11 protein-coding genes, 1 tRNA gene, 1 rRNA gene and 1 pseudogene are annotated in these 13,275 nt (G+C 37.7%); 8 read left to right on the top strand and 6 right to left on the bottom strand.

Annotation, left to right across the window (positions count from 1 at the left end; all coding sequences use genetic code 11):
- Window positions 1-68, bottom strand: a 16S ribosomal RNA gene (locus tag V7659_RS02440); the annotation flags it as partial.
- 463 nt (window positions 69-531) lie between these two features.
- Here V7659_RS02440 and V7659_RS02435 point away from each other — a divergent pair.
- From V7659_RS02435 to V7659_RS02420, 4 genes are all read left to right on the top strand, one after another.
- A complete protein-coding gene (locus V7659_RS02435; protein ID WP_335537885.1) occupies window positions 532-1,227 on the top strand; it encodes an MgtC/SapB family protein in 696 nt (231 codons plus the stop codon).
- Window positions 1,228-1,303: 76 nt separating this feature from the next.
- Window positions 1,304-1,376, top strand: a tRNA-Ala gene (locus V7659_RS02430).
- Between the two features lie 321 nt (window positions 1,377-1,697).
- Complete coding sequence (locus V7659_RS02425) at window positions 1,698-2,024, top strand: DUF485 domain-containing protein (protein ID WP_335537884.1); 327 nt, start codon at window positions 1,698-1,700, stop codon at window positions 2,022-2,024.
- Window positions 2,024-3,562 carry a solute symporter family protein gene (locus tag V7659_RS02420; protein ID WP_283875561.1) on the top strand — a complete coding sequence of 513 codons (1,539 nt, stop codon included), beginning with the start codon at window positions 2,024-2,026 and terminating at the stop codon, window positions 3,560-3,562. Before V7659_RS02425 ends, V7659_RS02420 begins: the two co-directional genes overlap by 1 nt.
- Before the next feature lie 227 nt (window positions 3,563-3,789).
- Here the strand turns inward: V7659_RS02420 and V7659_RS02415 are convergent, their stop codons facing one another.
- A complete protein-coding gene (locus tag V7659_RS02415) occupies window positions 3,790-5,130 on the bottom strand; it encodes a DEAD/DEAH box helicase (RefSeq protein WP_335537881.1) in 1,341 nt (446 codons plus the stop codon).
- 203 nt (window positions 5,131-5,333) lie between these two features.
- Here V7659_RS02415 and V7659_RS02410 point away from each other — a divergent pair, with 203 nt between their 5' ends.
- Both V7659_RS02410 and V7659_RS02405 read left to right on the top strand, forming a co-directional pair.
- Window positions 5,334-5,909, top strand: a complete 576-nt coding sequence (locus V7659_RS02410; RefSeq protein WP_335537880.1) for an RBBP9/YdeN family alpha/beta hydrolase — start codon at window positions 5,334-5,336, stop codon at window positions 5,907-5,909.
- A gap of 153 nt (window positions 5,910-6,062) precedes the next feature.
- Window positions 6,063-6,962 (top strand): selenium metabolism-associated LysR family transcriptional regulator, encoded by a 900-nt coding sequence (locus V7659_RS02405; protein ID WP_335537878.1) that lies wholly within the window; start codon window positions 6,063-6,065, stop codon window positions 6,960-6,962.
- A gap of 32 nt (window positions 6,963-6,994) precedes the next feature.
- On the opposite strand, the pseudogene V7659_RS02400 reads toward V7659_RS02405, so the two are convergent.
- Window positions 6,995-7,135 (bottom strand): annotated as a pseudogene (locus V7659_RS02400) (glutathione-dependent formaldehyde dehydrogenase); the annotation flags it as partial.
- A gap of 9 nt (window positions 7,136-7,144) precedes the next feature.
- Window positions 7,145-7,894, bottom strand: coding sequence for an SDR family oxidoreductase (locus V7659_RS02395; RefSeq protein WP_335537876.1), 750 nt, complete (start codon window positions 7,892-7,894; stop codon window positions 7,145-7,147).
- A 147-nt stretch (window positions 7,895-8,041) separates the two neighbouring features.
- Here V7659_RS02395 and V7659_RS02390 point away from each other — a divergent pair, with 147 nt between their 5' ends.
- Entirely contained in the window at window positions 8,042-8,185 is a 144-nt protein-coding gene (locus tag V7659_RS02390; protein WP_186328937.1) for a hypothetical protein, read from the top strand.
- 204 nt (window positions 8,186-8,389) lie between these two features.
- Window positions 8,390-10,792, top strand: coding sequence for a putative bifunctional diguanylate cyclase/phosphodiesterase (locus V7659_RS02385; RefSeq protein ID WP_335537873.1), 2,403 nt, complete (start codon window positions 8,390-8,392; stop codon window positions 10,790-10,792).
- Window positions 10,793-10,803: 11 nt separating this feature from the next.
- Here V7659_RS02385 and thrB read toward each other — a convergent pair whose 3' ends face one another.
- Window positions 10,804-11,721: a homoserine kinase gene (thrB, locus tag V7659_RS02380; RefSeq protein WP_335537871.1), complete on the bottom strand. Its 918-nt coding sequence runs from the start codon at window positions 11,719-11,721 to the stop codon at window positions 10,804-10,806.
- Between the two features lie 60 nt (window positions 11,722-11,781).
- Window positions 11,782-13,077, bottom strand: coding sequence for a homoserine dehydrogenase (locus V7659_RS02375; RefSeq protein ID WP_335537869.1), 1,296 nt, complete (start codon window positions 13,075-13,077; stop codon window positions 11,782-11,784).
- Window positions 13,078-13,275: the final 198 nt, after the last annotated feature.

The following is a 13,275-nucleotide window of genomic DNA, read 5'->3' as shown; positions in this document are numbered from 1 at the left end:
CGCTCGACTTGCATGTATTAGGCACGCCGCCAGCGTTCGTCCTGAGCCAGGATCAAACTCTCCAAGAAAGTTGATTAGCTCATTTTGTTACGTTGGCTTAGTTTCGTAATGAAACTAAAATTTATTGTTTGTTTGCACGATTTTGTTTGTTTAGTTTTCAAAGAACAATTTCTAACAAGCGAACAAGTCACTTGATTTCCAATCAACCGCTCGAAAGCGACTTCACTAATTTATCATATCTCACATCGTGGTGTCAACAACTTTTTTAACTTCTTTTTTCATTTGTTGAACCGCTCGATGAGGACGAAATTTAATATAACATGAGAAATAAATGTTTGCAATATAATTTTAGATTTTTTTTCGAAACTACTTTCTAAATGTTAAGCAAACAACATTTATATGCTTCTTCCCATAGATACTCGTTTATGTGTAGAATTAAAGAAAGGAATTCTATATTTATCTTTTGTAATCGGTATTTTTTCAAAGAATCAAAATTTCAGTCAACGACTATATAAATGGACGTGATTTAAAATGAGCAGTGTCGATATGCAAATTTTAATTAAACTTGGTGTTTCTGCTGTTTTTGGACTAATTATTGGTCTTGAACGTGAATTAAAAAGGAAACCGGTCGGCCTTAAAACAAGCCTTGTTATTTCTGTTGTAAGTTGCCTGTTGACGATTGTATCCATTGAATCAGCGTACATGTTTCCTGATTCAGATGATGTCAAAATTACTATGGATCCTCTTCGCTTAGCTGCTCAAATTGTTTCAGGTATTGGTTTCTTAGGTGCAGGCGTAATATTAAGACGGGGAAATGATAGTATATCTGGTTTAACTACTGCTGCAATGATTTGGGGTGCTGCAGGAATTGGCATTGCAGTTGGAGCTGGTTTTTTCATAGAAGCATTCGCTGGGGTAGCACTACTTATAATTAGCGTTGAATTTGTCCCATTTTTAATGAAAATCATTGGGCCGAAACAATTAAGGGAAAAAGAAATTATGCTGCAACTATTTATTAGGGATCAAGATCAAATTGAAAAGGCTATTTCCTTCCTATTAGAAAAAAATTATATCGTTCGTAGACTTAAGATTAAGGATTTAGATAATGGCGACCATCTCGTTCAAATATTAGTTGCCGTGGATTATCGTGAAAAAACAACTGATGTTTATGCCTCTGTTTCTAATTTAAAAGGTGTCCAAAAAGTTGAAATCGAAAGTATTAGTTAAAAAATTTATCCTTATTAAAATTTTCTCTTGCAAGATTTTAATAATACAGATATAATTTTGCTTGTAACAAATATTTGGGGGATTAGCTCAGCTGGGAGAGCGCTTGCATGGCATGCAAGAGGTCAGGGGTTCGAGCCCCCTATTCTCCATTATTCGAAAACCTTTGTGATGCAGAGGTTTTCTTTTTTTTTCTCAGAAATCTAAAATAACCCCTACTCTCATAGTAATAACTACCTCTAATGGGTATTATTACCTTTTTTTAAAATTTCCTATTGCATATAACCTTATCACTATAATAAAATCATAATTGTAATTTAAAAATTTAGAAAAATCTGTATTTTGGGAGGGGAATTTCTAAAAATATTAATCAACATGCTTCGATTTATTCTATCCTCAACCAACGACCAATCAGCATTGTCTTTATTGACCTCAGTTTGAACAAAGGGTTTTATATGAGAGGGGGAGCTTCCATGGAGGCCAAAAAAACTAAGACTTATTCTGAAAGCGATTACACCTCAATTGTACAGTCATCATCTTTTCAAACATTACTCTCCGAAAAGAAAAAATTCATCATCCCGGTCACCATATTCTTTTTTTGTTTTTACTTTGCTTTACCAGTACTAACTTCTTATTCTACCGTGTTAAATCACAAGTTTATCGGCAGTATTACTTGGGCATGGGTTTTTGCCTTCTTACAATTCGTTATGACTTGGGCTTTATGTATGATTTATTCGAAAAAAGCAGCAAGATTCGATGAATTGGCTAATGAAGTAATCCAAGAAGGGAGGTCTAACTAATGAATACAGCTGCTTTTACGATGTTTCTTTGTATCGTTTTTGTAACGTTAGTTATTACATACTACGCTTCAAAACGAACAAAAAATGCTAGTGAGTTCTACACCGCTGGCGGTGGTCTAACCGGCTGGCAAAATGGACTTGCCATTGCTGGGGATTATATGTCTGCTGCTTCGTTCCTTGGTATTGCAGGTGCAGTTGCCTTAACGGGCTTTGATGGTTTCTTTTATAGTATTGGTTTCCTTGTAGCCTATCTTGTTGTACTTTATTTAGTTGCTGAACCACTAAGAAACCTTGGAAAATATACATTTGCTGATATGATTGCTGCTCGTTTTGATGCTAAAAAGGTCCGTGGCTTCGCTGCCATGAACACGGTTACGATTTCTATTTTTTATATGATTGCACAGCTTGTTGGTGCAGGTGCACTTATTAAATTATTATTAGGCTTAGAATATACCACATCCGTATTAATCGTTGGGGTTCTAATGACCGTATACGTTATCTTTGGAGGTATGCATGCAACAAGTTGGGTACAAATTATAAAAGCTGTTTTATTAATGGGTGGTACCTTAGTTATTTCAATAATTGTTTTTGCCAAATTTAACTGGAGTATTACGGATATGTTTGCGCAAATGAAAACTGCCACTCCATTAAAGGAAACCTTCTTAAATCCTGGTGTAAAATACAAAATTGGCCTTGATACCATCTCACTAAATATGGGATTAGTTCTTGGAACAGCTGGTCTGCCACATATTCTTGTTCGTTTCTTTACGGTAAAGGATGCAAAAACTGCTCGTTCTTCGGTAGTTTATGCCACATGGATCATTGGGATCTTTTACGTTATGACTATTTTCCTCGGCTTCGGCGCCGCAGCCTTTGTTGGTAATAGTGCAATTGTAGCTGCCAATCCAGCAGGAAATATGGCTGCTCCACTTTTAGCACAAGCTCTTGGTGGAAACATGCTGTTTGCTTTCATTTCAGCAGTTGCTTTTGCAACGATATTAGCAGTTGTTGCTGGCCTTGTATTGACAGCTGCCTCTGCATTTGCTCATGATTTCTATAACGTTATCCTGAAAAAAGGAAAAGCAACAGAAAAGCAGCAAGTTGGTATGGCTCGCTGGGCAGCAGTGGGCGTTTCGGTGATTTCTATTATTCTAGCTCTAGGAGCACAAACCCTAAATGTTGCCTTCCTTGTATCACTTGCCTTCGCAGTCGCAGCCAGCGCTAATCTTCCGGTAATTCTCTATACCATTTACTGGAAACGCTTCAATACAACTGGTGCCATTTGGGCGATGGTGGTTGGGCTTATTTCAGCCATCGGCTTGGTGATTGTCAGCCCGAATGTTTTTAGTCCTGAAGTTGGAAAAGCCATTTTTGTTGGCGAACCATGGTTCCCATACACAACTCCTGGAATTGTTTCGATTCCACTAGGATTTATTGCGGGATACCTTGGAACGATCTTCTCTAGTCAAAAAGCCGATGTGAAAAGATATGAAGAAGTTTTGGTTAAGTCTAATACTGGCATTAACATTGGTGGCTAAATAAGAAAAGCGCAAGCGCCCTGGTCAGCGGCGTATGGCCAGGAGCGCTCCAACTGAGATAAAGGAAACACGNNACTTATCGTAGGGCGGAGGGCGAAGGACACTAGCCGCTATGGCGCTGGAGCTAGACAGTAATCTTAGTTCAAAAACTTATCATATTAACAAGGAATGGGACTGAATTGCTTCAGTCCCATTTTCATTGTCATTATGAACTTTCACTAAGAAATTTATTTTTTTCCTTTTCTTCCAGCACCACTGTTCGAACTGTTACTTCTAGACTTAATGGTATTGGACCTTCTTTCAGATCCCCCACTTCGACCTGTTCTATTTTCTCTTCTTCCTGATTCGTTTCGATTTCGTGGAGTACTTGGTTTTGCTTTTCTAATTCCATGTTTCTCTTTTTGGGTACCGTGCTCTTTATTATCGTTTATTTTGCTCTCATTGCCCTCTTTGGTATTTCCCATATTTTGTTTTGCAATCGTGATATTTAGCTCAGCTTCAATTGTTTCAAGCATAGGTCGATCTGTTGAAGTAACAAAGGTAATTGCCAGACCAGTCATCCCGGCTCTTCCTGTCCGGCCAATGCGATGGACATAGCTTTCCGTATCTTGAGGGATATCATAATTAAACACATGAGTAACCCCCTCAACATCAAGTCCTCTTGCCGCCACATCTGTCGCAACGAGCAATTGTACCTCTGCATCCCTAAACCGCTTCATCACCCGCTCTCTCTTTGCCTGAGACAAATCCCCATGTAATTCATCGCAAGAAAATCCGTTTGCCTTCAGTACGTCAAACAGTTTACTTACACGGCGTTTTGTCCGGCAGAAAATAACCGCTAAAAACGGACGATACGTTTCTACTAGTTGAATAAGCGTGCCTTGTTTCCCACGATCAGTCGTATAAATCGCAATTTGTTTCACCGTTTCAGCAGGTCCTTGGGTTTTTTCCACTTGAATATATTCAGGTTCACGCATATGTTTTTTTGCTAGTGTGCGAATTTCAGGCGGCATTGTTGCTGAAAAAAGCATCGTTTGCCTGCTTGCTGGTGTTTCTCTTATAATATCTTCCACTTCATTGAGAAACCCAATATGGAGCATTTGGTCTGCTTCATCTAAAACAAGGTAATCTATTTCTGATAAACGAATGGTTTCCCTTCTAATATGATCCAAGAGTCGTCCGGGAGTTCCAACTACTATCTGCATTCCCCTTTCTAATTTTTTCAGTTGTTTATCAACATCCTGACCTCCATATACGGCTAGAACATCGATACCTGTTAGATCAGAAATTAGTTTTTCAATTTCCTCTGTTATTTGCAGGGCTAATTCTCTCGTTGGCGTTACAATCAGCGCTTGAACATGATCTGCTTCAGGATTAATCTTTTCTAATATTGGCAGGATGAAAGCGAACGTCTTTCCTGTCCCTGTCTGTGCCTGTGCTATGATATCGATATCATCCATTACTAATGGAATTGCTTGTTTTTGAATCGGTGTTGGTTTAGCAATACCGTGACCACGTAATTTTTCTACGAGTGGTTCTGAAATACCTAATGATAAAAAATCTGACAAAAATACCCCTACTTTCTATTTATCCAATCAATTTATTTTGATTGTTTATCAATACAATTGCAAATATACTTTTCAGTCGTTTATCCAAAAAATTAATAAATATTGAGACATTGATTGCCTTTTTCGTTTAAAACAACTATAATTTCAATAAAACCAACTTATTTCATCGGAATAGTAAAAATTAAAATTTAGGTGGGGATTAAATGAACCAACAAAGTTTTGTTATCATTCATGGATTAGGCGGTAGTGGACCTGATCATTGGCAAACTTGGCTGGCACAAGAATTAACCAGAAAGAATTATCATGTACAGTATCCAACCTTCACAAACTTTGACTCGCCTAATAAAAGCGTTTGGCTGAAGGAATTGTCTGCCACACTTCGGATGATCCCAGAGGGAAATGATTTAACCGTCATTACACACAGTCTAGGATGCTTATTATGGCTTCATTATGCTTCTACTCTAAATAAACCAATTGCCAACCGGGTGATTTTAGTCGCACCGCCTTCTCCAAACCACACTATCACTGAAGCAAAATCATTCTACCCTGTCCCTTTGGATGGAAACAATCTAAAGAATGCAGCTGAAAATACATTATTTATTCACTCATCTAATGATCCATATTGCAGCTTATTAGATGTAAACAGCTATTCAAATCTTAGCTTTCCTTCCATCACCATCCCTAATGCAGGTCACATAAATACACAGTCAGGACACGGAAAATGGCCATGGATATTAGATTTATGCCTTGCGAAGGAAAAGCATTCTCTATATGTTTAAGGTAATAAAAGGAGTGATGAAACTTTCACTCCTTCTTTTTATTTGACTGCTAGAATCACTTGATGCACAGTAGATGATATAATGATATCGAATTATTTATCTATTTTATCAGTGTGAATTAATCGATTTTTTATATATAAGGAGATGATAAAGGTGGATTTGCATCAGTTGTATGTTTTTACAAAGGTGGTCGAGAACAAAAGCTTTTCTAAGGCAGCAGATGAAATATTTTTAAGCCAATCAACGGTTAGTTCTCACATTCAAGCATTAGAGAAAATGCTTAATATAAAGCTATTTGATCGAGTCGGAAGAGAGAGTATTCTTACTCCACAGGGAGAACGTTTGTATCAATGGGCCCTTAAACTCTTATTAATTAAAGACCAAGCATTGCTCGATATAAAAGAGGGAATGACAGACCTGAAGGGGATGATTCGAATTGCAGCCAGCTCTGTTCCAGGGCAATTTATGATTCCACGCATGGTCAAACAATTTAGGAAACATTATCCTGAAGTGACATTCCATATCAACCAATCCTCATCAAAAATAGTTGCCGAAAAGGTGTTAAACGGATCTGTTGATGTCGGTATCTTGGGTGAAAAATATGAAAACGATAAACTTCGTTATATTCCGCTAGTAAAAGAAAAATTAGTCCTAATTACATCGAGCCAAAACGAAATGGTTGGTCCAGTAAAGATTCGCGATATTTTAAATTATCCATTTGTGATGCGTAATTCAAGCTCAGGAACAAATGCCCTTTTGGAGCGGGTTCTTAAAAAAAATAACATTCATAAGGAGCAATTAAATATCATTGCTTACACAGAAAGCGGACAAAGCTTGATGCAGTTTGTCATACAAGACATTGGTATTTCGATTATTTCCGAAATCGCGGCAAGAGAATATTCTTCCAACAACATGCTTAAGATGCATGCAATAAATGGATTTGACGACGAAAGATATTTTTATTTAGTCTATAACATTAATAAAACACAATCCCTGCTATCAAAACTATTTATAGATAGTGCCGTCCATTTGGTTGGCGGCAAACTGGGCTGAGAATGTTCCTTCTCGAGCCCAGTTTGTTGTATTTATGGTTTTAGAATCACTATAATACAATCTTCTGTTTTCGTATCAAATACTTCATATCCGCGCTTCGCTTGATCCAATGGTAGCACGTGAATCTCCACGTTGCGTTGGAATATATCTCCAAGGGGAAAGGCATTATATTTCCTTTTGTTCTATTCCTCATAAATCATCTTTCTCGTCATTCCCCCATCTACTACTAAATTAATCCCAGTTACAAAATTATTTTCACGATTGGTTAGATAAAAACATGCACGAGCAATATCACTTGGTTCGCCAACACGTTTTGAGAAGTGCTGTTCATGGTCGAGTTCTGTTAATTGTGATTTATCCCCATTGTGTATCCATCCAGGCGATATAGCATTAACCGTAATTCGATATTCACTTAAGGACGCAGCCAAAGCATGGGTAATCGCAACAATTCCTCCTTTTGAAGCAGCATAAGCTTCCGAGTTAGGTTCTGACATAAGTGCCCGTGTTGAGGCGATATTGACAATTGATCCACCAGATTCATTCTCCCGCATATATTTTGCCACTTCCCGCGAACAGAGGAAGGCACTTCTTAAGTTTGTATGAATCACATCATCCCATTCTTCAATTGTTAACTCTAAGGGGGACTTAAACACCCCTTTACCTGCATTATTAATTAGAACATCAATTTTCCCATACTTCTGTTTTGTTACGTCAACTAACCGAATAATATCTTCTGCACTTCTAACATCCGTCTTTACAAATAAAACATCCCCTCCTAGACTTCGTATTTCTTCTGTCGTTAAATTACCTATTTCACCATCGACATCTGCTATGATGACTTTAGCACCAGCGTTTGAATAAGCACTTGCAATTCCCCGTCCAATCCCATTTGCAGCGCCTGTTACAATGACTACTTCATTTTTAAATTCCATTGGTCTCCCACCTTTTCTTATTTTATTTGTATTTAAACATATTTTACGTGCCAAACTAAGTTAAAACATACGTGGAGATTTTTTCTAGGTAATAAAAATAAATAATGGAAAAAACTATTGCAATAGACGAACTAGAGGAGGATTCCAATGTCTGAAAAATGTTTTTATTGTACCAATGATATTGAAGAAAGACAGCTGCACTATGTTTCCTTTTTCTCTTCAAACAAAGAAAGAGATGAATCATTGTGTGATGAATGTTATCAAGAATGGCTCGAAGGTTTAAAAGGGTAACGTTCATATCAAATCGGCTGTGACTCATTATGGTAATATCCTATGGGTCACAGCTTAACCTGAGGTGTTGCGTCATTGTCAATCAAAAAAAAGATGCCACTGATTTTTTGCTTGTTAGTTTTTTTAATTTTAGTTTCTAATAATACAATTCATTTTCTTCGTTCAAAAAATCAGCTGCTTTCAAATAACGAAAGAGAAATTGATATGATCTCTAAAGAAGTGTCATTCCAAGTTGAAAATATAAGAGAGGGCTCATTGTATGTTGAAGATATTCTTGGCAGGGATTTAAGGACGGCTTCGTTGGCGATTAAGCACGCACTGCCTTCAAATTATCAGGATATTACAAATGAGCAGCTAAAAAAACTGGCCCAGGAAGTAAGGGTTTCACATATAACACTGCTAGCGAAAACAGCAGATGATATTATTGGAGTCAGATCGTCTGACCCTAAAGAAATTAATATGTCTACAAAGGGTTGGGGATATTGGTATGATGCCTACCAGCAGCTATTTAATTTAACTCCTGTTTCTGTTGGAAAAGGTTTAACCCTGCCCCATTTTTGGTCTGGTCCGATTGAGGTTGCTTCATCGAATCCAGACCATACCGATAAATGGGGCTATTTTTTTGACGGAACGACGAACTATATTATTAATCCATACTTTCGTGACAACGAAGTATTAGAGTATGAGCGACGGTTTGGTCCAGGACAGGTGATCAAAGGTTTTACAAAAGAACGCGGGGTTTTAGAAATCACTGTTTTCAATCCCAAAAACTTTGGCAAAAAGAAAGAAATTGTCCATTTAAACGGAAATAGTTATATTCGGATATCCGCTCAACAAATATGGTATGGCTCATATAAGTACCGTAACGAAAAAGTAGATGCCTCCTATATCAAACGGGCGATAAATTCAAAACAAGTACAATCCTATAAGGAAGATGATATTCAGGGCAGAAATTTGATGAAAACCTTCGTTCCTGTTTACTCCACACCAGAACCATTTGTCATTGGACTTGCCTATGATTATGGAATCATTAAGAAGGAACTCACACATGAACTTATGGTCCATGTTCTACTCTCCTTTATCGTTATGTTGATTGTCTTTATTATCAGTTTGATCTTCTCACGTTCCATTACACAGCCAATTGCGTATATTGTTGAGCAGGTTAATGATATTGCACAAGGTAACTTTGGAAATATACTACATCTAAATCGAAAAGATGAATTAGGTCTGCTTACAGAGAATGTGAACGCCTTATCGAAAGACTTGCAGAGTTACGTAAATGATTTAAACAAGAGCAAAGAGCTCATCGAATATCAGGCATTTCATGACCCATTAACTGGTTTGCTAAACCGGAGATATTTACAAGAAAAGTTACAATCATTTATCCAGCATGCCAATCAAACTAGTGACACCCTATCAGTTTTATTCATTGATATGGACCGTTTTAAACAAGTGAATGACTCTTTTGGACATAACAAAGGAGATGAAATACTAAGAATCATTGCTGAACGGATTATCGCAAGTATACCTAGTGATAATGCAATTATTACTAGGCAAGGCGGCGATGAATTTATTATTTTGTTATTAAGTCATAGTCTAATGGAAACAAAGGCCGCAGCAGAAAAAATCGTCAATAATCTTAAAAAAATATATCTTTTAGATGGCAACGAAATTTATCTTAGTGCAAGTTGCGGTATAAGTTTGTTTCCGGAACATACGGACAATATGGATGCACTGATTGTTTATGCAGACCTTGCGATGTACTCAGCTAAAAAGCTGGGGGGAAACAAAGCCATCGTTTATTCGGAGAAATTAATTCAATCGAATATCGAAAGACCAAGACTAGAAGCGCGGTTACGGAAGGCAATCGAAAGTGGAAGTGTGGAAGTTTACTATCAACCAAAGGTTAATGTTGAATTAGGAGTGATTTTTGGGGCAGAGGCCCTAATAAGATGGAAAGATGAAGAATTAGGATACGTCTCACCCGAATTGTTTATTCCGATTGCTGAGGATATTGGATTAATCCATCCCTTATGGGAATATGTAATGAAGGAGGCGTGTCAACAGGTTAGTAAGTGGAATCGAACACGTTCCCTCCCACTATCTGTTTCAGTTAATTTTTCAGCCCGGCAATTTCAAGAACCTTGCAATATGGTAAATAAGGTCAAAGAAATTCTTGCTGCGAGTCAATTGGGTCCTAACAATTTTGAAATAGAAATTACGGAAAGCATTCTCTTAAATAATTCTTCCGAAATTGTCGAATCATTAAAAACCCTTCAGAATATGGGGATTCGGATTTCCATTGATGATTTTGGAACAGGTTATTCTTCTTTGAACTATTTAAAGAATTTACCGATTGATATCTTAAAAATTGATAAATCTTTCATTCAAGATATTCATGAGGATTATGTAAATTCAGAGATTCCTGAAGCGATCATTAATCTTGCACGTAGTCTCCATCTTAATGTAATCGCTGAGGGGGTAGAAGAAGAGTACCAAAAAGAATTCTTACTATCGAAAAACTGCGTACAAATGCAGGGATACTTATTCAGTAAGCCTTTAAATAAAGAAGAATTTGAGCATTATCTTCAAAGAAATTCAAAATAAAAGTGGAGAGATTATCTCACAAATCTCTCCACTGGGTTAACACTGCTTCCACTATAATCAATCGCCAGGATTTTTGTAGACATCGTTGAAAACTCACTTCTCAAGCCTCGTTCGACAAACTGCCCCTTCCCTTTCTCTGTAAAACAAAGAACAGTTGGTCCTGCACCACTTAGTGCCACTCCGAACGCACCAAGTTCTTTAGCCCTTTCCTCTATCTCCTGATAGGCCCGAATAAGTGGTTTGCGGTATGGATGGTGAAAAAGGTCTTGGCCCATCATTTTCCCTGCTAATCCCCAGTTTTGAGTTAAGAGGGCTGCAACTAACAGATTAGCCTTTGAAGAGGCTTGGATTGCACATTCACGAGAAAATTCTGCTGGGAGGACCCCGCGAGAATCCTTCGTTAAGAGAATTTCATCTGGAATGACGGCTACCATCTCAAAAGAAATGTTGGAGATGCTGAGCATGTCTACGTCATTGTCCTGAAAAGAGCCAATGAATAATCCGCCAAACAGTGAGGCACCCACATTATCGGGATGACCTTCCACTTCTGTCGCGATAAGCAATTTTTCTTGCTGGGTTAAACCGATATTACCTACCGAATCAGCAAGTTCAATCCCTGCAACAATTGCTGCGGCACTTGAACCTAGACCACGAGCCAAAGGAATGTCACTTGCAACTTTGATTTGGCATGGTTGTAAATCGATTCCGTATTTACTAGCTGTTTTGATGGCAATCTGTAGGATAAAATTGCTCTCATCTGTAGGAAAGTCATTCAATTCATCACTTACAGATTGAATGTTCCACTTGTCACTTTTCTCGACTTCTAATGTTAAATACAAATCGACAGCAAGGCCCATTGAATCAAAACCTGGACCTAGATTTGCTGTACTTGCTGGTACTTTTATAATAAAACGATCATTTAGGGTCACCCATGGACAGCTCCTCGTATATGTTGTGTGACTGATTTCAGGCTAATAATACTGGCCATCTTATAACGATTTTCTTACCACTCGATAGGCACTTTTTATTTCCTTAACTGCATGGAGATCATTCAATTCTAGTAGTATTTTATCATAATTGGATAACGATGCTTGATGTGTGACAAGCACAATTTCTGATGTTTCATTTTTCTTAACAGGAAGTTGTAAGATTTTTTCAAAACTGACGCCATATTTTGCAAAAATGGTGGTGATGTCAGCGAAAACACCCACTTCGTCTTGCACATGGATTCTTAAAAAGTATTTAGAGTATTTTTCATCATTATCTTTCAGTTGCTTTGGATATTGCGGCGTCACTGCACTTCTTCCATTTACCCCGAGCCTTAGATTTTTTATTACCGCAACTAAGTCTGAAACGATGGCTGTTGCTGTTGGCAGACTTCCGGCACCAGGGCCATAAAACATGGTCTCGCCTACCGACTCACCGTAGACATAAACGGCATTATACTCATTTTGAACAGATGCCAGCGGATGATTATTGGATAGGAAAGTTGGTGCGACACTAACCTCAACTTTCTCCCCTTCACGATGAGCATAACCTATTAGTTTCATAGTATATCCCAATTGTTTTCCATAGCGCAAATCTTCATCGGTAACCTTCGAAATTCCTGAAACTTGGACATCTTCTAAATCAATATGCATAGAAAAGCCCAATGTGGCCAGGATCGTCATTTTACGAGCAGCGTCTAGTCCTTCTACATCTGAGGTCGGATCAGCTTCAGCAAAGCCAAGCTCTTGTGCTTCCTTAAGGACCTCATCATAGGTACGTCCTTCTTCACTCATTTTAGTTAGTATATAATTGGTTGTTCCATTTACAATTCCCATAAGTTGTTTAATTCGGTCAGAGGCAAGTCCATCGACTAATCCTCTTAAAATTGGAATTCCCCCTGCCACACTGGCTTCATAGAACAAATCACAGCCGTGTTCAGAAGCAACGGTTAACAGTTCAGAGCCGTGTAAAGCCATTAAATCCTTATTAGCAGTGACAACGTGCTTGCCTTGTCTTAGTGCAGTAATTAAGTAATCTTTTGTATCTTGAAGCCCGCCCATTACCTCAATCACTACATCTATTTCTTCATCATAAAGGATTTCGTCTGCATTTGAGGTTAAAAGCTTTGTATCTACTTCTACTGGTCTGTTTTTATGTAAATCCTTAACAAGGACCTTTTTAATAACAACCGGGCACCCCACTTGGTGGATTAATTTATCTTGATTTTTTTTAATAATTTTCACTACACCACAACCAACAGTACCTAAACCTAATAATCCAATCGTGATTGCCTTCATGTTTTACCCTCCTATATATGTCCTTGTATGACGCACATTTGTTTTTCTAATGTAGACATTATATTATTCTCTGAATTTTTTTACAATAGATATGTTTCTAGTATTCCGCTGTGTAAACGCTTACCACCGCGTCATAAAAGGGAAACAACTTTTGAACAAAATTTTTCATCATAAATTTTAATAATTTTATCTTCTTTC

The sequence above is a fragment of the Neobacillus drentensis genome, from assembly GCF_036966985.1.
GTDB classification, from domain to species: domain Bacteria; phylum Bacillota; class Bacilli; order Bacillales; family Cytobacillaceae; genus Neobacillus; species Neobacillus drentensis_E.
Note: the sequence above shows the minus strand (reverse complement) of the source record. Positions and strands in the feature narration are given on the sequence as shown.